Origin of the sequence: Streptoverticillium reticulum (genome assembly GCF_047456005.1) — a bacterium.
Classification (GTDB): domain Bacteria; phylum Actinomycetota; class Actinomycetes; order Streptomycetales; family Streptomycetaceae; genus Streptomyces; species Streptomyces reticulum.
The window spans coordinates 4,399,390-4,421,007 of sequence record NZ_CP179755.1 but is presented as its reverse complement, the minus strand read 5'-3'; the positions used below and the strand labels follow the sequence as shown (position 1 = coordinate 4,421,007).

Below are 21,618 nucleotides of genomic sequence, written 5' to 3'. Positions count from 1 at the left end.
GCATATCGACACAGCCCCGCGCCCCTATCGGGGCGCCCCCTTACGGGGCGCAGCCCACCGCCTCCAGGACCGTCCCGCACGCCTCCGTCCCCGGGGTCACGGGGTCGAAATGGTCGACCCCGTCCAACTCCCGCAGCACCGCGCCCGGCACGGCACGCGCGTATCTCCGCGACAGTTCCACCGGAACGTCCGTATCCGCCGTGCCGTGCACCAGCGTCACCGCAGCCGTCGGCGCCGGCAGCCGCACCGGGTCGGCCTCCGGGCGGTAGCGGCCGCCCAGGAGTTCGTCCACGGCGCCGTCGCTCAGCGCGAGCTCCCGCGCCCGGGCCAGGTCCGCCACCGGCGCGACGGCGACCACGTGGTCCACGCCCGGCATCCGTGCCGCCGCCCACAGCGCGAGGTGGCCGCCCGCGGAGTGTCCGACCAGGACGTGGCGGGTCGCGGATGCGGGGCCCACGACCTGCGCGACGTCGTCGAACGTCTCCGGCCAGCCCCCTCCCCCGCCCACCCGGCGGTACTCCGCGAGCGCCACCCGCGCGCCGAGCCCGGCGAGCGTCCGGGCCAGCGGCAGCAGGTACGTACGGTCGTAGCGCTCGCGCCAGTAGCCGCCGTGCAGCAGCGTCACCCGGACCGGCGCGTCCGCGGGACCGTGGAGGTCCACCACCTGGCTGGGGTGCGGGCCGTACGCGATCACGCGCCCACCGCCTCGGCCAGCAGCCGCGCCGCGCGTTCCGTGTCGGCGAAGCCGACGTAGAGCGGCGCGAAGCCGAAGCGCAGGAGGTCGGGCGGGCGGAAGTCGCCCACCACGCCCCGCCGGACGAGCTCCGCCACGGTCTCCCGCCCGTCCCCCGAAGCCGTCCGCAGCGACACCTGGCTGCCCCGCTCCCCGTGCGCCGCCGGCGTCACCGGTGTCACCGCGCCCGGCGCGTACGCCGCCACGCAGCGCAGGAAGAAGTCCGTCAGGGCCAGGCTCTTCGCCCGGACCGCGGCGAGGTCCACGCCGTCCCAGACGTCCAGCGCCGCGTCGAGCGCCAGCAGGGAGAGGATCTCCGGCGTGCCGACCCGGCCCCGGACCGCGCCGTCCGCGGGACGGTAGGCGGGGGACATGCCGAAGGGGTCGGCGTGGGAGTTCCAGCCGGGCAGCGGCGAGTCGAAGCGGGGCTGGAGGTCCCGGCGCACATAGAGGAAGGCGGGCGCGCCGGGGCCGCCGTTGAGGTACTTGTACGTGCAGCCGACCGCGAAGTCCACGCCGTGCGCGTCGAGTTCGACGGGCAGCGCGCCCGCGCTGTGGCACAGGTCCCACACCACGCGGGCCCCGGCCGCCCGCACCGCGGCCGTCGTGCCGGGCAGGTCGTGCAACCGCCCGGTGCGGTAGTCGACATGGTTGACCAGTGCGACGGCCGTGTGCGGCCCGGCGGCGCCCGCCAGTTCCGCGGCGGGCACGGCCCGGATCCGGCAGCCCGTCATCCGGGCCGCGGACTCCGCGATGTACCCGTCCGTCGGGAACGTCGCCGCGTCGACGAGCACCTCGTCCCGGTCACGGCCGCCACCGGGAACGGACCGCACCGCCGCCACAACCGCCTTGAAGACGTTGACGCTTGTCGAGTCGCCGACCACCACCTGCCCGGGCGCCGCCCCGATCAGCCGGCCGATCCGGTCGCCGACCCGCTCGGGCGCGGTCCACCAGGCGGACTCGTCCCAGGAGCGGATGCGCAGCCGCCCCCACTCCCGCTCGACGACGTCCGACAGGCGCGCGGGGACGGCCCGGGGCAGGGCGCCCAGCGAGTTGCCGTCGAGGTAGACGGCGTCGTCCAGCACGAACTCGGCGCGCTTGGCGCGCAGTTCGTCGGCGGCGTCGAGGGCGGCCGCCTCGCCCGCCAATGCGGACTCAGACACGGCTGCGCGCCGTCCACAGCTCGGGAAAGACGCTCTTCGCGGCCCGCTTCTCCAGCCAGGCCACCCCCGGCGAACCCCCGGTGCCCGTCTTCGCCCCCATCGCTCTTCTCGTGGCGACGAGATGGTCGTTGCGCCAGCGCCAGACCAGTTCCGCGACCTCCGTCAGCGCCTCGCCCAGGCGGCACTCGTCGCTGTTCTGGTCACCGGCGTAGATGCGCTGCCAGACCCGCTCCACGGCGGGATCGCCCGCATACCGCTCGGCGACGTCCCGGCCGAGCACGGACACGGGTATCGCGTACCCCCGGCGGGCGAGGTACCGCAGCACCTCGTCGTAGAGGCTCGGCGCGTGCAACGCGCGCTCCAGCTCGGCGTGGACGTGCGGGGCGCCGCGGTGCGGGAGGAGCAGGGAGGCCGACTTGTCGCCGAGCAGGAACTCCATGCGCCGGTGCATCGCCGACTGGAACCCGGAGGCCTCGCCCAGCGCGGAGCGGTAGGAGTTGAACTGGGCCGGCGTCAGGTGCGCCACCGGCTCCCAGGACGCGTTGAGGGAGGCGAGTTCGTAGGTGGAGCGCTTGAGCGCCGCCATCGCCACGGGAAGCTCGTCGCGGCGCAGCGCGCGCGAGGCGGTCTCCCACTCGTGGACGAGGACGGTGAACCACAGCTCCATGACCTGGGTCGTCACGAGGAAGACCATTTCCCCGGGGTCGTCGGAGAGGGGCTCCTGGAGCCGGCTGAGCACGGAGGCCCGTACGTAGTCCTCGTACGGGGTGGTGCCGGCGAAGTCGAGGTTGGGGGTGCGGTTCTGGGTCACGACGCCCTCCACTGGCGGGGGTTCACCGGGTGGTCACGCCGGGATCATCCGTGCCGGTGAAGCCCTGCGGCAAGGGGCCGTACGCGGCCCCTTGCCGGCGGAGGGCGGCTCAGCCGAGGGTGTTGGCGGCCGTCGGGGAGCTGTCCCGCAGGAACGTCGAGCAGCGCTCGTACTCCTCCTGCTCGCCGATCGCCTGCGCGGCGCGCGCGAGGGCGTGCAGGGCGCGCAGGAAGCCGCGGTTGGGCTCGTGCTCGAACGGCACCGGGCCGTGGCCCTTCCAGCCGCTGCGGCGCAGCGCGTCGAGGCCGCGGTGGTAGCCGGTGCGGGCGTACGCGTACGACTCGACGGTGCGGCCGGCCTCGAACGCGTCGTCCGCGAGCTGCGCCCAGGCGAGCGAGGACGCCGGGTACTTGGCGGCGACCTCGGCGGGCGCGGCCCCGGAGGCGAGCAGCTCACGCGGCTCGGGATCGTCGGGCAGATGGGTCGGGGGCGGTCCCCCGAGCAGGTTCTCGTGAATGGCCATGACCTCCAGTCTGCCGCAGGGGTACCGCACCCCGTAGACCCGCGCCCCGTAGACCGCGCCTCGAAGGGGCGCGGGGCTGTGCTCATCATGCGGCTCCGCCGCGTGGGCGCGACCGACCACGGACGACCTGCACCCGACAGACGGTGCCGCGCCCCGTCAGGGGCGCTGGGGGTACCCCCAGCGGTAGCTGGGGGAGGAACTGCGCGATCAGCCACAACCGGCCCGCAGCCGTCACACGTCCCCAGGATCCAGCGGCGGCGAGGCCACCCCGCAGTGATACGTGCACTCCGGGTGACACGGCGCCCTCTCCTCCGCAACCGCCGGAGGCACCCGCACCGTGGCCCAGGCGAGAACGGCGGCCAGCACCAGCGACCCCGCGCACAACACCATGGCGGTCTCGAACGCCCCCGAGAACGCCGCCGGGTCCCGGTACGTGTCCGCCCCCATCCCCGCGGCAAGCGGCAGGGCCGCCACCGCGATCAGCCCCGCGGCCCGCGCCGCCGCGTTGTTGATGCCGCTGGCCAGCCCGGCCCGCGCCACGTCCACCGAGGCCAGCACGGTGGACGTCAGCGGCGCGACCAGCACCACCATGCCCAGCCCGAGCACGACGAGCGCCGGCAGCACGTCCCGCCAGTACACGGCCCCCGCCCCGGCCCGCGTCATCAGCAGCATTCCCGCCGCGCACAGCAGCGGCCCCACCGTCAGCGGGATGCGCGGGCCGATGTCCTGCGCGACCTTCCCGGACCGTGCGGACAGCAGCAGCATCAGCACGGTCGTGGGCAGCAGCGCCGTGCCCGCCGCGAGGGCGGACCAGCCGGCGACCACCTGGAGCTGGAGCACGGCGAGGAAGAAGAAGCCGCTGAAGGCCGCGTAGACGAACACGGTGACGCCGTTGACGGCCGAGAACATCCGGACCGAGAAGATCCCGGGCGGCAGCATCGGATCGGCCCGCCGGGACTCCACGTACACGAACGCGGCGGCGAGCAGCAGCCCGCCCACCGCGGGGACGACGACCTGCGGCGACGCGCCCTTCTCCGGCGCCGCGATCAGCGCGTACGTGACCGCGCCCAGCGCTAGCGCCCCCAGCACCGCACCGAGCACGTCGAACCGCCCGCGGGCCCCGGGGGCCCGCGTCTCGGGCACGTACCGCAGGGCGACCGGCACGCACACGGCCGCCACCGGCAGGTTGATCAGGAACACCCAGCGCCAGCCCGGCCCGTCCACCAGCCAGCCGCCGACGAACGGCCCGACCGCCGCGGCCACCCCGCCCAGCCCGGACCAGGCGCCCACGGCCGCGGCCCGGTCGTCCTCGTGGAAGACCGCCTGGATCAGCGCCAGCGACCCCGGCGTGAGCAGCGCCCCGCCGATGCCCTGCAGCGCCCGCGCCGCGATCAGCACCCCGGCGTCCGGCGCGATCCCGCACAGCAGCGAGGCGAGCGCGAACCACACCACGCCGACGACGAACACCCGCCGCCGCCCGAACCGGTCCCCCAGCGCCCCGCCCAGCAGGATCAGCCCGGCGAGGGTGAGCATGTAGGCGTTGACGGTCCACTGCAGCACGGCGAGGCTCGCGTGCAGGTCCCGCCCGATGTGCGGCAGCGCCACGTTGACCACGGTGCTGTCGAGCATGGCCATGCCGGAGCCGAGCACGGTGGTCAGCACGACGGCACGCCCCACGCGGGTGCCGAGCCGGACGGCGGGGAGCGGATCGCTCATGCCCGGATCATCCCGCGCCCGGCCCCGGACGGCCACGCGAAGGGGCCCGGTACGCCGTCGGCGTACCGGGCCCCTCACGGAACGGCTGTGGGCTACTTCAGCTTGGTGCCGGTCGAACGCAGGTTGGCGCAGGCCTCGGTGACGCGCGCGGCCATGCCCGCCTCGGCCAGCTTGCCCCAGGTGCGCGGGTCGTAGGACTTCTTGTTGCCGACCTCGCCGTCGACCTTCAGGACGCCGTCGTAGTTGGCGAACATGTGGGCCGCGACCGGGCGGGTGAAGGCGTACTGGGTGTCGGTGTCGAGGTTCATCTTCACGACGCCGTTCTCCAGCGCGGTGCGGATCTCCTCCTCGGTGGAGCCGGAGCCGCCGTGGAAGACGAAGTCGAACGGGTCCTGCTTGCCGAAGCGCTCGGCGACGCCCTGCTGCAGGTCCTTGAGCAGCTCGGGGCGGAGGACCACGTTGCCCGGCTTGTAGACGCCGTGGACGTTGCCGAAGGAGGCGGCCAGCAGGTAGCGGCCCTTCTCGCCCAGGCCCAGGGCCTCGGCGGTGCGGATGGCGTCCTCGACGGAGGTGTAGAGCTCGTCGTTGATCTCGTGGCTGACGCCGTCCTCCTCGCCGCCGGTCGGGGTGATCTCGACCTCAAGGATGATCTTGGCGGCGGCGGCCTTGGCGAGCAGCTCCTGGCCGATGGCCAGGTTGTCGGCGAGCGTCTCGGCCGAGCCGTCCCACATGTGCGACTGGAAGAGCGGGTTCTCGCCCTTGGCCACGCGCTCCGCGGAGAGGTCGATCAGCGGGCGGACATAGCCGTCCAGCTTGTCCTTGGGGCAGTGGTCGGTGTGCAGCGCGATGTTCACCGGGTACTTCTTGGCGACGACGTGCGCGAACTCGGCAAGCGCAACGGCACCCGAGACCATGTCCTTGCTGTACTGGCCACCCAGGAACTCGGCACCGCCGGTGGACATCTGGATGATGCCGTCGCTCTCCGCCTCGGCGAAACCGCGCAGGGCGGCGTGCAGAGTCTGCGTCGAGGTCACGTTGATGGCCGGGTAGGCGAACTTGCCGGCCTTCGCCCGGTCGAGCATCTCGTTGTAGACCTCGGGGGTTGCGATGGGCATCTGTCCGCTCCTTGGGGGTGTTACGGGTAAGGGGGCGACGGTCATCGTCGCCCCCATCTTCCCAGACTCCTCGAATTACTCCACATGAACCCCACCCTGCTCATATGAGCAGGGTGGGGTTTCACGTGAAACATCGCGGTGAAATGTCAGGAGAGGTCCAGATCGCCCAGCGAGTAACCGGTGATGTAGCGCAGCCCGGCACCCTCGATCGCGGACGCGGCACCGCGGTCGACGATCGTCGCCACGGCCACGACCTCGGCACCGGCCTCGCGGGCCGCCTCGACGGCGGTCAGCGGGGAGCCGCCGGTGGTCGAGGTGTCCTCGACCACCAGGACGCGGCGGCCCTTGACGTCCGGGCCCTCGATGCGGCGCTGCATGCCGTGCGTCTTCTGCGCCTTGCGCACGACGAAGGCGTCCAGCGTGCGGCCGCGGGCGGCGGCGGCGTGCAGCATCGCGGTGGCGACCGGGTCCGCGCCGAGCGTGAGCCCGCCGACCGCGTCGAACTCCAGGTCGGCGGTGGCGTCCAGCATCACCTGGCCGACCAGGGGCGCGGCCTCGGCGTCCAGGGTGATCCGGCGCAGGTCGATGTAGTAGTCGGCCTCCTTGCCGGAGGAGAGAGTCACCTTGCCGTGGACGACGGCCTTGTCCTTGATCTGCTGCAGCAGGGCGTCACGCGCGTTGGTCATGGCCATGAGCTTAGGCCAGGCTCCGCCAGGTCCACGTGGTGGAGACCTCGAGGGGGTCGATCGGGGTGACCAGGCGCGGCAGGGTGTTGAGCCCGTTCGGCGGCCCGCTCTGCGGCTCCACGCAGACGGCCTCGGACTGCTCGTCGTAGACCACGACCCACTCGGCACGGCTGGTGACCTTCAGCTCCAGCGCGCCGGGCCAGGTGAGGGTGACGTCGACGCCGTCCGGCATCCCGAAACAGTCGTCCCAGGGCCCCGGGAGCGGGTCGATGCGCTCGCCGGTGGGCAGGTGGTCCGCACCGCGCTCCTCCTGCCAGGAGGGCCGGAAGTCGATCTCCACGTCCTTGCCGGTGCCGAGGTTGCGCCGGAACCAGGGGTGCCAGCCGGCCTGCGCCGGGAACGAGTCGGCGGCGGCCTCGACGCCCATGGTGAGGGTCAGGGAATCCTCACCGAGCTCCACCAGCTGGGTGACGCGGCCGGGGTACGGCCAGGGGTCCGCGAGGTCGAAGGTGAACGCCGCGGACGTCCCGTCGGCACGGGCGGTGGTCCAGGCGGTGTCCCGCCCGGTGCCGTGGATGGCGTGCGGCGGGGAGTTGACCGGCATCTGGTGGAGGTCGCCGCCGTTGCGGAAGCGGCCTTCGGCGATGCGGCCGCACCAGGGCACCATCGGGAAGGCGCCGTAGCGTTCGCCTTCCCGGAGCAGTTCGGTACCGCCGATGCGCAGGCTCGAGAGCCTGCAGCCGTTTTCGGGGTCGACGGTCACTTCGGCGTTGCCGTGCGAGAGGCGCACGGTCTGCTCGTTGCTTGTCACAACCCGACGATACGGCTGATCTTCGCGCCCCGGAGGGGCGCGGGGAACTGCGCGATCAGCCACCGCCGGCCCGCAGCCGACGCAGCAGCCCAGGGGGCCGGGGCGAAGCCGCGGGAACCTCGACTGCGGGTGCATCGTGGCTGGTCGCGCAGTTCCCCGCGCCCCTTCGGGGCCCTACCGCCGGCGCCGCAGCACCCGGCCCACCGCCACCGCCGACGCGAGGGCCACCGCGGCAGCGGGGACGGCCCAGCGGAGGGCTGCCGTGCCCGTGGTGGTCTCGGGTGCGGGGACCGGCGCATAGCGGCCCCGCGGCGGCGCGTGGTCGACCTCCTCCGCGCTGCGGCCGATCATCGTGCGGCGCGCGTGCGCCGCCTCGGCCGCCGGCTCGCCGCCCTCCAGCGCGTCCTCGATGACCGCCTCCAGGGCCGCGCCCTCCAGCTCCTCGGCGTCGAGCCCCTCGTCCGCGTCCGCCGCCGGGTCCAGCGAGGACGGCGGGACCTCCGCCTCGAACACGGTGGTGCCGGCGTCCTCGCGCAGCTCCTCCGCCAGTGCGGCGGCGAAGCGGTCCAGCAGCCGGCGCCCCGCGGACTCCGCGGTCCTCGGGTCGAAGTCGGCCAGCCGCCCGGCCCCGCCGACGGTGCCGGTGCACGTCAGCCGGGTGCCGCCTGGCGTCTCCTCGGGCACCGCGCTCAGCGCGAGCGTCACCGTTCCGGAGCCCCGCGCCTCCGTGCCCTCTCCCGACAGTTCGTAGGTGCCGTCGTGCTCGGTGAGCCGCAGCGCGCCCCGGTAGGTGATGGTGGAGCCGCCGATGCGCAGCCGCAGCCGCCCGGCGAGAGGCGTTCCGGAGGCGTCCGCCGCGTCCTGTTGCAGGCCCGGGATGCAGCGGGCCACGCGCGCGGGGTCGGAGAGGGCCCGCCGGACCGCACCGACGGGAAACGGAACGAACACCTCGTGCTCCATAACCAGCGAGCCTACCCACCGGACCCGTCAGTGGTGCCTTCCCGGTCGAATCCTGTCGAACTTTCCGTCAGAAACCGACCAACCACCGGCCCGGAGTCTCACGCTCCGACCGTGAAACGCTCACCGATGTGGTTCGCCTCCTCGATCTCGTCGACGAGGGCCACCGCGTAGTCCTCGGCGGAGATCCGGCTGGTGCCGTCGGCGTCGACGATCAGGTCGTCGAGGGCGGTGCGGTAGGTGCCGGTGCGCTCACCGGGCGCGATCTGCGCGGCGGGGCTGAGGTTGGTCCAGCGGACGTCGTCGACGGACCGGTAGAAGTCCAGCGCGTCGCCGTGCGCGTGCATGATCTGCAGCAGGAACTCGGGCAGCCCCTCGGCGTCCCACACCTGCTTGCCGTCGGGCGTGCGCAGCGACCCGGCGCCGCCGACGGCGATCAGCCGCGGGGCCTTCTCGCCGAGCGGGCGCAGGCCCGCCACCAGGGACTTGGCGGCCGGCGCGATGGTGGCGACGTGACCGGGGCCGTCGCCGCCGCCGACGGCGCTGACGACGACGTCCTGGCCCTCGGCGACGGCCGTCACCGAGGCGGGGTCGAGGACGTCGCCGGTGGCGACCGTGAGGTTCGGGTGCTGCTCGGTGAGCTTCTTGGGGTCACGGACCACGGCCGTGACGTGGTGGCCACGGTCCAGGGCCTCGCGCAGCACACGACTGCCGATGGTGCCGGTGGCGCCGAAGAGTGCGATCTTGGCCATGAGGAGTCTCCTCCAGGGGGACGGGAGTTGTCGGTGAGAACCACGCTACGAGCGGGGTCCCGACCCGGCCAGGTAGGCTCGCGTCCCGCCATGGTGAAAAAGCGACACGACGCCCCGGAGATCCTGGACCTCGTCTACCAGGCGCCGCCGGGCACCCCGGCCGGCGTCGAGGTCCTCACGCTCGCCGAGCTGCGCGCCCGCGCGCCGGAGGGCATGCTGCCCCTGCCCCAGCGGCTGGACTTCCACCAGATCATCGCCGTCGACTCCGGGTCCACCGTGCACACCGTGGACTTCACCGGCCACCGCCTGCGGGCGGGCTCGGTGCTGTGGGTACGTCCGGGTCAGGTGCAGCAGCACGGCGACGTATCGGCCATCGAGGGCACGGTGATCCTCGTCCAGCCGGGCTTCCTGCCGCCCGGCACCGCGGTCGCGGCGGTCGCCGACGACCCCTTCCGCCCCGTGCTGCTCCGCCCGCAGGGCGACGACCGCGAGGCCGTGTTCTGCGCGGTGCGGCACCTGGCCGCCGACTACCGCACCGGGGCCGGGCTGCCCGCCGGCGTGCACGGCGAGATCCTGCGGCACCTGCTGTCCGCCCTGGTGCTGCGGCTGGACGGGATCGCCGCCCCGGAGGGCGGTGCCGCTCCCGCGCCCGCCGACGCCTTCGTGCGCTTCCGGGCAGCGGTGGAGCGCGACTTCGCGCACAGCCACCGCGTCGCCGACTACGCGCAGGCGCTCGGCTACTCCCCCCGCACCCTCGCCCGGGCGACGCTGGCCGCGGCCGGGGTGGGGGCCAAGGAGTTCGTCGACCGGCGCGTGATGCTGGAGGCCAAGCGGCTGCTCGCGCACAGCGGGCTGCCCGCGGTGCGGATCGCCGGGCGGCTGGGCTTCGACGACGCCGCCAACTTCGCCAAGTTCTTCCAGCACCGCGAGGGCCTCGCCCCGGGCGCCTTCCGCGCGGCGCTGCGCGGCCCCGGGCCCGTCATTCCCCGTAGCGCGGATGCATCAGGGTCGACGGCAGCAGCCCCTCCTCCTTCCTGCGCGCCTCGGCGCTCCCGTCCGCGCTGAGCAGCTCCGGCGTCAGCGAGCGCAGGTACGGCCGGACGTCCGGCAGCCGCAGCCGGACCGGGGAGCGGGAGGCGAGCACGAAGCCCCAGTCCTCGCTGCGGCCGCCGTGCCGGGGCCCGGCGGCGACCCGGAAGGGCACGGTCCGCAGGCCCACGGACCGGACCGTGGCGTCCACGGTCCGAAAGGTGTGCGGGCGCGCCTCGGGGGCGCCCCCGTGGACCACGAGCCGCCCGTCGGGCGCGAGGGCGCGCGCCACGAGCCCGTAGAACTCCTGGGAGTACAGCTTGGCGTTGGGCGTGACGTCGGGATCCGGCAGGTCGGAGACGACGACGTCGTACGGCACGTCGGAGTCGCGCCGGGCGCGCAGCCAGTCGAAGGCGTCGGCGGCCTCGACCCGGACCCGCGGGTCGCGGTAGGCGCCCTGGTTGAGGGCGACGAGGCCGGGATCGGTGCGGGCCAGCCGGAGTTCGGCCGTGTCGGGCTCGACGACCGTCACGTCCTCCACGTCCGGATAGCGCAGCACCTCGCGCAGGGCGAGCCCGTCGCCGCCGCCGAGGACCAGAACGCTGCGGTGCGGCCCCTCCATGGCGGGGTGGACGAGGGCCTCCTGGTAGCGGGAGGCCTCGCCCCCTCCGGCCCGCAGCCGCCCGTCCAGGAAGAGCGCGGCCGGCTGCCCGCCGGGTCCGCCGCCGGTGAGCACCACGTCCTGCACGCCGGTGTGCACGGCGACCCGGACGTCCGCGCCGTACACGGCCTGCAGGGCGGCCTTCTCGAACGGGCCGGTGAGCACCGAGCCGGCCGCGAGCAGCAGCAGGACCAGGACGTTGGCGGCGATGAGCGACCAGCGCGCCCGCGCGGTGAGGTCGCCGCGGAAGAGCCACAGCACCAGCGCCCCGCCGGCCACCGCGTTGACGGCACCGGTCAGCAGCGCGCCCGACAGCTGGCCCAGGACCGGCAGCAGCAGGAAGGGGAAGGCGAGCCCGCCGACCAGCGCGCCCACGTAGTCCGCGGCGAACAGGTCGGCGACCGCACCGCCCGCGTCCTGGCGACGGATCCGCTGGATGAGCGTCATCAGCAGCGGCACCTCGGCGCCGATCAGCACCCCGATGGTCAGCGAGAAGCCCACCAGGGCGGGTTTCGCCTGCCCGTACCAGGCGAAGCAGGCGTGCAGGGCCATCGCCGAGAGGCCGCCCGTCAGGGCGAGCCCCGCCTCCACGGCGCCGAAGCCGAAGGCCGCGCGGCAGCGCAGCCGTTTGGCGAGCAGGGAGCCGATCCCCATGGCGAAGACCATCACCGACAGCACTACGGAGGCCTGGGTGACGGTGTCGCCGGTCAAGTACGAGGCCAGGGCGACCAGTTCCAGCTCGTACACCAGCCCGCAGGCCGCGCAGACGAAGACCGTGGACAGGACGAGGAAACGGCCGAGCCCGGCCGGTACGGGCAGCCGCGCTGGTACCGGGCGGTAGATCATGCGGGAACGCTACGTCACGGGCGGGCGCCTCCCTGTCACCCACACGGGTTCAATCGTGGGATGCCGGGTTTCCCCGGGAACCACACCCAGGGGGCAACGGCGCCACACCCAGGGGGCAATGAGGGGCAAAGCACCGGCAGCGGAGTGCGCCGCCGTCACAGCGGGGCGGGCAGCCGCACGCCCACCCGGGTGCGGGTGGCCACCAGCCGCCCCTCCTGCGGATAGGCGTGCCAGGTGCGCCAGCTGACCTGGCCGTCGCGGCGCTGGGCGAGCAGCGCCGTGAAGGCGTGGGGGCTGCCGGGAAACGTTCCCGCCAGCCCCTGGGGATGCTCGGCGACCAGCGCCAGCAGTTCTTGTGCGCGTCCTGCGAAGGAACAGCGCGAGAGCGTCTCGACGCGCGCCGCGAATTCGTACTCCCACGCCCCCACCCGCTTGGCGACGCCGAGCGGCAGCGGGGTGCTGCTGCCGGCTATGCAGGCCACCGTCTCCGAGCAGATGCCGCCCTCCTCCTCCAGCAGGACCTGGTGGGAGGCGCCGAGCAGCCGCAACTGCACGAAGGATGCTTCGAGTTGGAGGTCGAGCACCGCCAGCGCCGGGAGGGGATCCTTCCCCAGGCACCAGGCGAGATCGGCGGCTCGGGTGTCGGTATAGGTGGTCTTGAGCGTCGTGAGCATGGGGTCGGCTCCGCGAGCGAGCAGTGAGGGTGGGCCGGCCCGCCCCGAGGAGGACCAGATTCCTTTTCGGTGCACCGGCTCATGCCCACAGGGGGTCCTTGGCCCGGGCCTTCGATTCCGGTGGCACCGTGAATCCGGCCCGGGAGGGAGAGGCAATCATGAATGACCGGCGCCCACAGCCTTTTTACCCATCATCTGCATCTTTCCATACCCGGGAGGGCCGGATAGTTCACTTGTTCAACAGCCCGGCGCCCGGCGGATGTTCGAGTTCCGCCGGGCGCATATGCGGGCAGCCACGGGCCGCTTGCACATCCACGAATCAGACGGCGCGGACCAGCTTCTCCACCGCATCCCGCACCGAGTTCTCCAGCTTGCAGAAGGAGAAACGCACCAGATAGGGCGGGGCGTCGGGGCGTACGTGGAAGGCGGAAGTGGGAATGGCCACCACCCCGGCGCGCGAAGGGAGTTCACGACAGAAACGCACGCCGTCCGAGTGCCCCCATGCGCGGATGTCCGCCTGCACGAAATACCCGGCGTCCGCGCGATAGGGGCGCAGCCCGGCGCGTTCGAGTCCTTCGCTCAGCAGGTCCCGGTTGCGCCGCAGCGTGAGCCGCAGCCCGGCCGCCCACGCCTCCACGCCCCCCAGCGCCCGCGCGAGCGCCTCCTGGTAGGGCGTTCCGGAGGCGTAGGTCAGGAACTGCTTCGCCGCGGCGACCGCCGCCACCAGAGGGGCCGGTCCGCAGACCCAGCCGACCTTCCAGCCCGTGACGTTGAAGGTCTTGCCGGCGGAGGAGATGACCAGCGTCCGCTCGCGCATGTCCGGCAGCGCGGCGATCGTCCGGTGCCCGAGCGCCTCGTCGTACACCAGGTGTTCGTAGACCTCGTCCGTCACCACCGTCAGATCGTGCTCCCGGCACACCTCGGCGACGGCCGCCAGCTCCTCATCGGTGAACACCTTGCCCGTGGGGTTGTGCGGGGTGTTGAGGATCAGCACCCGGGTGCGCGGGGTGACGGCGGCGCGCAGCGCATCCGCGTCCAGCGCAAAGGACTTGCCGTCCTCCGCGAGCGGCACCCCCACCAGCGTCGCCCCCGCGAACCGGACGACCGCCGGGTAGGCGTCGTAGCAGGGGTCGAAGGCCAGCACCTCGTCGCCGGGGTCGCACAGGCCCAGCAGCGCCGCGGCGATCGCCTCGGTGGCCCCGGTGGTCACCAGCACCTCGTCCTGCGGGTCGTACGCGACCCCGTGGCGGCGCAGCCGGTGCGCGGCCACCGCCTCGCGCAGGACGGGGAAGCCGTGCGCGGGCGGGTACTGGTTGCGGCCCGCGAGCACCGCCGCCGCCACCTCGTCCAGCAGCCCCTGCGGCCCGGCCAGCTCGGGCACCCCCTGGCCCAGATTGACCGCTCCCGTGCTGCGCGCCAGCTCCGTCATCTCCGTGAAGACGGAGGTCCCGAGCCCCCGCACCCGCGCCGCCGGATTCCAGTTGTCCATGCGCCCTCCCTCGACGTGATCAACCCACCTTAGGGCGGACGCGCCCTGAAGGGGCGCCCCGCGCGAGGTGCGCCCGAGCGGGTGGAAGCAGCACGGCTGCACGGGCGTACCTGCCCACCCGCGCGAAGCGCACCCCGCAAGGCCGGGGATGGTCGCTACGCCCGTATGCCTTTCACCCGCACCGGAGGTGTGCCCGTGTTCGCCGACACCGCCGCCGTGCCCGTACGCGCCCCCGAGCCGCGCCGCGCCCCCGGCGCCCGGCCGGACCGGCGGGTGGAGCGGGTGCGCGAGGCGCTGCGCAGGGCCCTGCCCGCGCTCGGGCTCTACGCGGCCGCCCGGCTGACCGGGATGACGGTGATGGCCGCCTGGGCCTGGTGGATCGGCAAGCACCCGCGCACGCTGCTCGGGCACCTGTGGGACGGCATCTGGTACGCGGGCATCGCCCGCCACGGCTACGGGACGGTCGTACCGTCCCCCACCTCCCCCGGCGTGATCTTCAACGACCTGGCCTTCTTCCCGCTCTTCCCCGGCCTGGTCAAGGCCCTCACCACGGTCCTGCCGCTCACCGTCGTCACCGCCGGGCTGCTGGTCGCCTGGGCCTCCGCGGGCGCCGCGGCCTGGGGCGTCTACGCGGTCGGCGAGCGGCTGCACGGGCGCCGCACGGCCACCCTGCTGGTGCTCCTGTGGGGCCTGCAGCCGCACGCGATCGTGCAGACCATGGCGTACACCGAGTCGCTGATGACCGCGCTGTGCGCCTGGGCCCTCTACGCCGTGGTCACCGGACGCCGGGTGTGGGCCGGGGCGCTGGCCCTGCTGGCCGGGCTGTCCCGGCCCAACGCCATCGCGGTCGCCGCCGCCGTCTGCTGCTCGGCGGCCGTCGCCCTGTGCCGGGACCGCCGCGCCCGCACCGACTGGCGCGTCTGGGCGGGCGCCGCGCTGGCACCGCTGGGCTGGGGCGGCTACGTGCTGTGGGCCGGGGTGCACTCGGGGCGCGGGCCGCTCGGCTACTTCGAGGTGCAGCGACTGTGGGGGTCGCGCTTCGACTTCGGGCGCAATGCGCTGGGGTTCGTCCGCCACCTGATCGTCGGCCGCGACTGCCTGGCCTACTACATGGCCCTGGCCACCCTGGTGATCGCGCTGGCGGCGCTGGTCTACCTGGTCGTCGACCGCCCGCCGGCCGCCCTGCTGGTCTACGTCCTCGTGCTCGCCGTGATCGCGGTCGGCGGCTCCAGCTACTTCGCCTCCAAGCCGCGCTTCCTGCTGCCGGCCTTCCCGCTGCTGCTCCCGGCGGCCCTGGCCATGACGAGAGCCCGGCGGCGCACCGTCGTCGTGACGGCGGGTGCGCTGGCCGGGCTCTCACTCTTCTACGGGACCTACCTGCTGACCGTGGCCCGCATCCCCATGTGAGCGGGAACGGGCCGCGGGACGGGTGTCAGGCCTCGTCGTCGGGCTTCTCGCCGTCGCCGGACTCGGCGTCGGCCTCCAGGCCGAGCTGCTCGACGAGCCAGCGGTCGAACTCGATGGAGGCCCGCACCCAGCTGACCGTGCTGGAGACGAAGTGCTCCAGCGAGACGCCGACGCCGATCAGCATCTGCGCCTCGCCGATGAGACGGACGGTGCCGTCGTCATTGGTGTGGGTGTAGACCTTCGGCCACAGGGTGCGGCGGTTCCAGTCGTCGATGGCCTCGAGGAGACGGCCCTTCTCCTCGATGGCGTGCGGCCGGTCGTAGAACGTCCGCACGGAGAAGACCTGCTGCTCCTCCTCGCCGCGGAACATGAAGTACGTGCGGAAGAGCTCCCACGGCGCGGCAAGGTCACCCTCGTCGTCGACGACGTACTTCAGCTCCATCTGCTCCAGGAGCTGCTTGACCAGGTCCTGGTCGGGGATGACGGGGCCTGCCGGGCCCGTCTCGTGCGGTTCGGGCTGGCCCCCGAAATTCGGAATCGAGGACGGGTCGATGCTCACCGTGTATTTCCCTTCATGCGGATAAGACTCATCCTCCCCCATGCCCGGCGGTCGCTGGCAACCCCTGGGGGCGCCGCCGGGGGCTCACGCCCCCTGGGGCACCCGCTCGGCGGCCGTCACCGACAGGCCCTCGGGCCGGCCGGGCACCCGGTCGACGACGACGGTGTCGCCGTCGCGGACCTCACCTCCCAGGATCGCGCGCGCGAGCTGGTCGCCGATGGCGGTCTGGACCAGGCGGCGCAGCGGCCGGGCTCCGTAGCCGAGGTCGGGCGCCCCGGCGCCCTCGGCCTCGTCCCCCTTGCCCAGGGTGGCCAGCCAGTGCAGGGCCGCGTCCGTGACGTCGAGGGTGAGCCGGCGGTCGGCGAGGCGGCGCTGCAGGTGTGCGATCTGGATCCGGGCGATGCTCTCCAGCTGGTCGGTGCCCAGCGGGTGGAAGACGACGATGTCGTCGAGCCGGTTGAGGAACTCGGGCCGGAAGGAGGCACGGACGGTCTCCAGGACCTTCTCCTTCTTCTGCTCCTCCTTCAGCAGGGGGTCGACGAGGAAGGGGGAGCCGAGGTTGGAGGTCAGGATGAGGATGGTGTTGCGGAAGTCCACCGTCCGCCCCTGGCCGTCGGTGAGCCGCCCGTCGTCCAGGACCTGGAGCAGGATGTCGAAGACCTCGTGGTGGGCCTTCTCCACCTCGTCCAGCAGCACCACGGTGTACGGGCGCCGGCGCACCGCCTCGGTGAGCTGGCCACCCTCCTCGTAGCCGACGTAGCCGGGGGGCGCGCCGACGAGGCGGGCGACGGAGTGCTTCTCGCTGTACTCGGACATGTCGATGCGGACCATGGCCCGCTCGTCGTCGAAGAGGAAGTCGGCCAGGGTCTTGGCCAGTTCGGTCTTGCCGACGCCGGTGGGGCCGAGGAAGAGGAAGGAGCCGGTGGGGCGGTCGGGGTCGGCGATGCCGGCGCGGGAGCGGCGCACGGCGTCGGAGACGGAGCGCACGGCCTCGGTCTGCCCGATCAGGCGCTTGCCGAGCTCGTCCTCCATGCGCAGCAGCTTCTGCGTCTCGCCTTCCAGAAGGCGGCCGGCGGGGATGCCGGTCCAGGAGGCGACGACGTCGGCGATGTCGTCCGGGCCGACCTCCTCCTTGACCATGAGGTCCTTGGCGGCGGCCTCCTGCTCGGCCTCCGCCTCGGCCTTCGCGGCCTCCTCCAGCTCCCGCTCCACGGCCGGGATCTCGCCGTACAGCAGCTTGGAGGCGGCGTCGAAGTCGCCGTCGCGCTGGGCCCGTTCGGCCTGGACGCGCAGCTCGTCGAGCTTCTCCTTCAGCTCGCCGACCCGGTTGAGGGACTGCTTCTCCTTCTCCCAGCGGGCGGTGAGCCCGCGCAACTCCTCTTCCTTGTCGGCCAGATCGCGGCGGAGCTTCGCCAGCCGCTCCTTGCTGGCCTCGTCCGTCTCGTTCTTGAGGGCCAGCTCCTCCATCTTCAGCCGGTCGACGGCGCGCTGGAGCTCGTCGATCTCGACGGGCGAGGAGTCGATCTCCATGCGCAGCCGGGAGGCGGCCTCGTCGACGAGGTCGATGGCCTTGTCGGGCAGGAAGCGGGAGGTGATGTAGCGGTCGGACAGGGTCGCGGCGGCGACCAGCGCCGAGTCGGCGATCTGCACCTTGTGGTGCGCCTCGTAACGCCCCTTGAGCCCGCGCAGGATCGCGATCGAGTCCTCCACCGACGGCTCGGCCACCAGCACCTGCTGGAAGCGGCGCTCCAGCGCCGGGTCCTTCTCGATGCGCTCGCGGTACTCGTCCAGCGTCGTCGCACCGACCATGCGCAGCTCGCCGCGCGCCAGCATCGGCTTGAGCATGTTCCCGGCGTCCATCGCCGAATCCCCGCCGGCGCCGGCACCCACGACGGTGTGCAGCTCGTCGATGAAGGTGATGATCTGGCCCTCGCTGGACTTGATCTCGGCCAGGACCGTCTTCAGCCGCTCCTCGAACTCACCGCGGTACTTCGCACCCGCGACCATCGCCCCCAGGTCGAGCGCGACCAGCCGCTTGTTCTTCAGCGACTCCGGGACGTCGCCCTTCACTATCCGCTGCGCGAGCCCCTCGACGACGGCCGTCTTGCCGACGCCGGGCTCGCCGATCAGCACCGGGTTGTTCTTCGTGCGCCGCGACAGCACCTGCACCACGCGCCGGATCTCGTGATCCCGGCCGATGACGGGGTCGAGCCTGCCCTCCCGCGCGGCGGCCGTGAAGTCCGTGCCGAACTTCTCCAGCGCCTTGTACGTGCCCTCCGGGTCCGCCGACGTCACGCGCTGCCCGCCGCGCGCCTTCCCGAAGGCGTCCAGCAGCTTCTTCGCGGAGGCGCCCTGCTCGGCGAGCAGCTCGCCGGTGCGGCCGCCCTTGGCGGCGAGGCCGATCAGCAGGTGCTCGGTCGAGATGAACTCGTCCCCCAGGTCCCGCGCGCGCTCGGCAGCGTCCGCGATCACGGCCAGCAGCTCCCGGTTCGGCTGCGGCGGCGAGACGGTGGACCCCTGCACGCTGGGCAGCCCGGCGAGCAGCCGCTCGGCGCCGCCGCGCAGGGCGGCAGCGTCCGCGTCCACGGCGGCCAGCAGGTCGAGCAGATTCTCGTTGTCCCGGCCGGAGAGCAGGGCCAGCAGCAGATGCGCGGGCGTCAGATCGGCATGCCCGGCCGACACGGCCCGCTCCTGGGCGGCGCTGAGCGCCTCACGGCTCTTGTTGGTCAGCTCGGCATCCACGGTGTCGGAACCCTCCTTGCTCATACCTGCGTGCAGTAAGTTGAGTGTAGTCGACTCAACCTAGATTCGGGAGGGTCGGCTTGCGTGGACCATGGTCCGTTTGGCCCCTCTTGAGAGTGAAGCGGTACGAAGAAACGCCCGCCACTTGGGGCGGGCGGTCATGCTGGCGTTCGACCACAAGGGGGTGCAGCATGACGGCTATGGCGATCGAGCAGCCGCGCACGCAGGGAGAGGCCCTCGAGGATTACTTCCTCGTCCTGGAGACCGAGACTCCTGAAGGTTTCCGGGCCGAGCTCATCGAGGGGGAGATCGTTGTGTCACCGGCTCCGGACGGCGATCACGAGGACGCCATCGAGCTGATCGTTGCGCAGATGTACGACCACTCGAGAACTCGCATGCAGTGCTCGGGCAACAAGGGGTTGAAGCTGCCGCGGGGCGGACTGTGCTCCAAGAATTACGCCATCCCGGACGCCACTTTCGCCCCTCGCGAGCGGCGTCTCTTCCGCGGAGCACCGCCTTGGATGCCTCCTGACGGCGTGACCCTGGTTGCCGAGGTAACCAGTACGAACCCCGATCGCGACCGCGCTGCCAAGCGGCACTGCTACGCCCGCGCGAGCATCCCCTTCTATCTCCTCGTGGACCGCAAAGACAGCACGGTGACCCTCTTCAGTGAGCCCAGGAAGGACGACTACACCGAGATCCACACCGTCGCCTTCGGCACTTCCCTCCCCCTCCCCGCCCCCTTCGGCTTCGACCTCGACACCGCCGACTTCCTCTGAGCCCGCGCCCGCCGACTACGCTGCCCACATGGCCCAGGACCTCCGCACCCCCGACCCCGCCTACCTCGACTTCTGGCGCGAGCGGCACGTGTGCACCCTCACCACGCCCCGACCGGACGGCTCCCCGCACGTCGTCCCCGTCGGCGTGACCTTCGATCCGGAGACCCTGACCGCCCGCGTCATCTGCGACAAAAACAGCCGCAAGGTCGCCAACGTCCAGGCCGCGGGCCCCGACGGCGCCCGGGTCGCCGTCTGCCAGATGGAGGGCCGGCGCTGGGCCACCCTGGAGGGCCGCGCCGTCGTCCGCGCCGAGACCGACACCGTGGCCGACGCGGTCGCCCGCTACGCGGTGCGCTACGGCCGCGACCCGCGCCCCAACCCGGACCGTGTGGTGATCGAGATCGCGGTGACGAGGGCCCTGGGCCGAGGCTGACGGAAAACAGAAATCCCCGCGCCCCGAAGGGGCGCGGGGAACTGCGCGACCAGCCACAACGGACCCGCAGCCGACAAACGAGCCGGCTCAATCCTTCCGCTTCGGCCGCCACACCACCAACGCGGTCTGCTGCGCCTCCGCATACGGCACCAGATCCCGCCGGTACGACGCATGGACCTGCGCCTCCCGCTGCTGCATCGCGGCAGCGGCCCCGTCGACGACGGCCTGCAGCTCCGCCACCCGGGCGCTCAGCGCAGCGACCTGGTTCTCCAGCTCGATGATGCGCTTGATGCCGGCCAGGTTGATGCCCTCGTCCTGGCTCAGCTGCTGCACCTGACGGAGCAGCTCGATGTCGCGCGCCGAGTAGCGGCGGCCGCGCCCGGCCGTGCGGTCCGGCGAGACCAGACCGAGGCGGTCGTACTGGCGCAGGGTCTGCGGATGCAGACCCGACAGCTGAGCCGCGACCGAGATGACGTAGACCGGCGACTCGTCGGTCAGCTCGTAAGGATTGCGTCGGCGGCCTTCCATCTCAAGCTCCCTTCGCTGCCTGGAAGAGCTCGGCCCGGGGGTCCTCGCCCGCGGTGGCCTGGCGGTACTGCTCCAGTGCCGCGCGGGCCTTGTCGTCGAGCGCGGTCGGCACGGCCACCTCGACGGTGACCAGGAGGTCGCCGCGGGTGCCGTCCGCGCGCACCGCGCCCTTGCCGCGGGCGCGCATCGTGCGGCCGTTGGGGGTGCCGGGGGGCAGCTTGAGGGTGACCGGCGGGCCGCCCAGCGTCGGCACCTTCACCTCGCCGCCGAGCGCCGCCTCCACGAAGGAGACCGGCACGGTGACGGTCAGGTTGTCGTCCTTGCGCCCGAAGACCGGGTGGTCGCCGACGTGCACCACGACGTAGAGGTCGCCGCTGGGGCCGCCGCGCTCGCCCGGGGCGCCCTTGCCGCGCAGCCGGATCCGCTGGCCGTCGGAGACGCCCGCCGGGATCCGCACCTGCATGGTGCGGGAGGACTTCGCGCGCCCGCTGCCGTGGCAGACGTCGCAGGGGTTCTCGGGGATCAGCCCGCGGCCCTTGCAGTCGGGGCAGGGGTCGGTCAGCGAGAAGCCGCCGCCCGAGCCGCGCGAGACCTGGCCGGTGCCCACACAGGTCGGGCAGACCCTGGGCGTACCGTTTTTGTCGCCCGTGCCGGAGCAGGCCTTGCAGGCCGCCGCGGAGGACATCCGCAGCGGGACCGTGGCCCCCTCCACCGCCTCGGTGAAGCTGAGCGTCACCTCGGACTCGATGTCCTGGCCGCGACGCGGCTGGGTGCGCGTACCGGCACCGCCGCCACCGCGGTTGAAGAGGCCGCCGAAGACGTCGCCCAGACCGCCCCCGAAACCGCCGCCCCCGCCCTGGGCGCCCCCGAAGAGGTCACCCAGGTCGAAGTTGAAGGAGCCGCCGGCGCCGCCCGGCCCGGGACGGAATCCACCGTTCCCGAACAGGGCGCGCGCCTCGTCGTACTCCTTGCGGCGCTTGGGGTCGGCGAGGACGTCGTTCGCCTCGGAGATCTCCTTGAAGCGCTCCTCGGCCGAGGCGTCGCCCTTGTTGGCGTCCGGGTGGAACTCGCGGGCGAGCTTCCGGTACGCCTTCTTGATCTCCGCCTCGGTGGCGTCCTTGGGGACGCCGAGAATTTTATACAGATCCTTTTCCAACAGATCCCTGCTCAGGCTCATCCCCGACGTCCCTCCTTCCTCATGTGC

21 protein-coding genes are annotated in these 21,618 nt (G+C 72.9%); 4 read left to right on the top strand and 17 right to left on the bottom strand.

Features of this window, described 5'->3' with window-relative positions; genetic code table 11:
* Positions 1-40 precede the first annotated feature (40 nt).
* The 10 genes from ACMATS_RS20110 to ACMATS_RS20065 form a co-directional block, all read right to left on the bottom strand.
* Complete coding sequence (locus ACMATS_RS20110; RefSeq protein ID WP_414168637.1) at positions 41-694, bottom strand: alpha/beta hydrolase; 654 nt, start codon at positions 692-694, stop codon at positions 41-43.
* Entirely contained in the window at positions 691-1,896 is a 1,206-nt protein-coding gene (gene kynU / locus ACMATS_RS20105; protein ID WP_414168636.1) for a kynureninase, read from the bottom strand. Before kynU ends, ACMATS_RS20110 begins: the two co-directional genes overlap by 4 nt.
* Positions 1,889-2,707, bottom strand: a complete 819-nt coding sequence (locus tag ACMATS_RS20100) for a tryptophan 2,3-dioxygenase family protein (protein WP_390781334.1) — start codon at positions 2,705-2,707, stop codon at positions 1,889-1,891. Before ACMATS_RS20100 ends, kynU begins: the two co-directional genes overlap by 8 nt.
* 109 nt (positions 2,708-2,816) lie before the next feature.
* Positions 2,817-3,230, bottom strand: a complete 414-nt coding sequence (locus tag ACMATS_RS20095; RefSeq protein ID WP_336410165.1) for a DUF3151 domain-containing protein — start codon at positions 3,228-3,230, stop codon at positions 2,817-2,819.
* A gap of 231 nt (positions 3,231-3,461) precedes the next feature.
* On the bottom strand, positions 3,462-4,946 hold the full coding sequence (locus ACMATS_RS20090) for a DHA2 family efflux MFS transporter permease subunit (RefSeq protein ID WP_390781333.1): 1,485 nt from the start codon (positions 4,944-4,946) through the stop codon (positions 3,462-3,464).
* A gap of 92 nt (positions 4,947-5,038) precedes the next feature.
* A complete protein-coding gene (gene fbaA / locus ACMATS_RS20085) occupies positions 5,039-6,061 on the bottom strand; it encodes a class II fructose-bisphosphate aldolase (protein WP_390781332.1) in 1,023 nt (340 codons plus the stop codon).
* Positions 6,062-6,207: 146 nt separating this feature from the next.
* Positions 6,208-6,753, bottom strand: coding sequence for an orotate phosphoribosyltransferase (pyrE, locus tag ACMATS_RS20080; RefSeq protein WP_414168635.1), 546 nt, complete (start codon positions 6,751-6,753; stop codon positions 6,208-6,210).
* A gap of 4 nt (positions 6,754-6,757) precedes the next feature.
* Positions 6,758-7,558 carry an aldose 1-epimerase gene (locus ACMATS_RS20075; RefSeq protein ID WP_414168634.1) on the bottom strand — a complete coding sequence of 267 codons (801 nt, stop codon included), beginning with the start codon at positions 7,556-7,558 and terminating at the stop codon, positions 6,758-6,760.
* A gap of 174 nt (positions 7,559-7,732) precedes the next feature.
* Entirely contained in the window at positions 7,733-8,518 is a 786-nt protein-coding gene (locus tag ACMATS_RS20070) for an SRPBCC domain-containing protein (protein WP_391150466.1), read from the bottom strand.
* 98 nt (positions 8,519-8,616) lie between these two features.
* Positions 8,617-9,267: an NAD(P)-dependent oxidoreductase gene (locus ACMATS_RS20065; RefSeq protein WP_390781328.1), complete on the bottom strand. Its 651-nt coding sequence runs from the start codon at positions 9,265-9,267 to the stop codon at positions 8,617-8,619.
* Positions 9,268-9,357: 90 nt separating this feature from the next.
* Between ACMATS_RS20065 and ACMATS_RS20060 the strand changes: the two genes are divergently transcribed.
* On the top strand, positions 9,358-10,332 hold the full coding sequence (locus tag ACMATS_RS20060; protein ID WP_390781327.1) for a helix-turn-helix domain-containing protein: 975 nt from the start codon (positions 9,358-9,360) through the stop codon (positions 10,330-10,332).
* Here the strand turns inward: ACMATS_RS20060 and ACMATS_RS20055 are convergent.
* From ACMATS_RS20055 to ACMATS_RS20045, 3 genes are all read right to left on the bottom strand, one after another.
* On the bottom strand, positions 10,247-11,803 hold the full coding sequence (locus ACMATS_RS20055; RefSeq protein ID WP_390781326.1) for a polyamine aminopropyltransferase: 1,557 nt from the start codon (positions 11,801-11,803) through the stop codon (positions 10,247-10,249). The two genes, ACMATS_RS20060 and ACMATS_RS20055, sit on opposite strands and share 86 nt — an antisense overlap.
* Positions 11,804-11,958: 155 nt before the next feature.
* Positions 11,959-12,477, bottom strand: a complete 519-nt coding sequence (locus ACMATS_RS20050) for a DUF2617 family protein (RefSeq protein ID WP_390781325.1) — start codon at positions 12,475-12,477, stop codon at positions 11,959-11,961.
* 319 nt (positions 12,478-12,796) lie between these two features.
* Positions 12,797-13,966, bottom strand: coding sequence for an aminotransferase class I/II-fold pyridoxal phosphate-dependent enzyme (locus tag ACMATS_RS20045; protein ID WP_390781324.1), 1,170 nt, complete (start codon positions 13,964-13,966; stop codon positions 12,797-12,799).
* Positions 13,967-14,161: 195 nt separating this feature from the next.
* Here ACMATS_RS20045 and ACMATS_RS20040 point away from each other — a divergent pair, with 195 nt between their 5' ends.
* Entirely contained in the window at positions 14,162-15,373 is a 1,212-nt protein-coding gene (locus ACMATS_RS20040) for a hypothetical protein (RefSeq protein ID WP_414168633.1), read from the top strand.
* 25 nt (positions 15,374-15,398) lie between these two features.
* Here ACMATS_RS20040 and ACMATS_RS20035 read toward each other — a convergent pair whose 3' ends face one another.
* Together ACMATS_RS20035 and clpB are read right to left on the bottom strand one after the other, a co-directional pair.
* On the bottom strand, positions 15,399-15,932 hold the full coding sequence (locus tag ACMATS_RS20035) for a YbjN domain-containing protein (RefSeq protein WP_390781322.1): 534 nt from the start codon (positions 15,930-15,932) through the stop codon (positions 15,399-15,401).
* 84 nt (positions 15,933-16,016) lie between these two features.
* Entirely contained in the window at positions 16,017-18,674 is a 2,658-nt protein-coding gene (gene clpB, locus ACMATS_RS20030) for an ATP-dependent chaperone ClpB (RefSeq protein WP_414170753.1), read from the bottom strand.
* A gap of 191 nt (positions 18,675-18,865) precedes the next feature.
* Between clpB and ACMATS_RS20025 the strand changes: the two genes are divergently transcribed.
* Positions 18,866-19,453 carry a Uma2 family endonuclease gene (locus ACMATS_RS20025; RefSeq protein ID WP_414168632.1) on the top strand — a complete coding sequence of 196 codons (588 nt, stop codon included), beginning with the start codon at positions 18,866-18,868 and terminating at the stop codon, positions 19,451-19,453.
* Positions 19,454-19,481: 28 nt separating this feature from the next.
* Complete coding sequence (locus ACMATS_RS20020) at positions 19,482-19,886, top strand: pyridoxamine 5'-phosphate oxidase family protein (protein ID WP_414168631.1); 405 nt, start codon at positions 19,482-19,484, stop codon at positions 19,884-19,886.
* Positions 19,887-19,973: 87 nt separating this feature from the next.
* On the opposite strand, the gene ACMATS_RS20015 is transcribed toward ACMATS_RS20020, so the two are convergent.
* Together ACMATS_RS20015 and dnaJ are read right to left on the bottom strand one after the other, a co-directional pair.
* The gene (locus ACMATS_RS20015; protein WP_414168630.1) at positions 19,974-20,414 is read right to left on the bottom strand and encodes a heat shock protein transcriptional repressor HspR; all 441 of its coding nucleotides are present in this window, start codon (positions 20,412-20,414) and stop codon (positions 19,974-19,976) included.
* A gap of 1 nt (position 20,415) precedes the next feature.
* Complete coding sequence (gene dnaJ, locus ACMATS_RS20010; RefSeq protein ID WP_391150458.1) at positions 20,416-21,591, bottom strand: molecular chaperone DnaJ; 1,176 nt, start codon at positions 21,589-21,591, stop codon at positions 20,416-20,418.
* Between the last annotated feature and the right edge of the window lie 27 nt (positions 21,592-21,618).

Bases quoted from the DNA above. Each gene is read 5' to 3' on its own strand.
- pyrE (WP_414168635.1), bottom strand. From the start codon at position 6,753: ATGGCCATGACCAACGCGCGTGACGCCCTGCTGCAGCAGATCAAGGAC.
- ACMATS_RS20025 (WP_414168632.1), top strand. From the start codon at position 18,866: ATGACGGCTATGGCGATCGAGCAGCCGCGCACGCAGGGAGAGGCCCTC.
- ACMATS_RS20055 (WP_390781326.1), bottom strand. From the start codon at position 11,803: ATGATCTACCGCCCGGTACCAGCGCGGCTGCCCGTACCGGCCGGGCTC.
- ACMATS_RS20090 (WP_390781333.1), bottom strand. From the start codon at position 4,946: ATGAGCGATCCGCTCCCCGCCGTCCGGCTCGGCACCCGCGTGGGGCGT.
- ACMATS_RS20045 (WP_390781324.1), bottom strand. From the start codon at position 13,966: ATGGACAACTGGAATCCGGCGGCGCGGGTGCGGGGGCTCGGGACCTCC.
- ACMATS_RS20060 (WP_390781327.1), top strand. From the start codon at position 9,358: ATGGTGAAAAAGCGACACGACGCCCCGGAGATCCTGGACCTCGTCTAC.
- ACMATS_RS20050 (WP_390781325.1), bottom strand. From the start codon at position 12,477: ATGCTCACGACGCTCAAGACCACCTATACCGACACCCGAGCCGCCGAT.
- ACMATS_RS20020 (WP_414168631.1), top strand. From the start codon at position 19,482: ATGGCCCAGGACCTCCGCACCCCCGACCCCGCCTACCTCGACTTCTGG.
- ACMATS_RS20065 (WP_390781328.1), bottom strand. From the start codon at position 9,267: ATGGCCAAGATCGCACTCTTCGGCGCCACCGGCACCATCGGCAGTCGT.
- ACMATS_RS20070 (WP_391150466.1), bottom strand. From the start codon at position 8,518: ATGGAGCACGAGGTGTTCGTTCCGTTTCCCGTCGGTGCGGTCCGGCGG.
- fbaA (WP_390781332.1), bottom strand. From the start codon at position 6,061: ATGCCCATCGCAACCCCCGAGGTCTACAACGAGATGCTCGACCGGGCG.
- dnaJ (WP_391150458.1), bottom strand. From the start codon at position 21,591: ATGAGCCTGAGCAGGGATCTGTTGGAAAAGGATCTGTATAAAATTCTC.
- ACMATS_RS20095 (WP_336410165.1), bottom strand. From the start codon at position 3,230: ATGGCCATTCACGAGAACCTGCTCGGGGGACCGCCCCCGACCCATCTG.
- ACMATS_RS20015 (WP_414168630.1), bottom strand. From the start codon at position 20,414: ATGGAAGGCCGCCGACGCAATCCTTACGAGCTGACCGACGAGTCGCCG.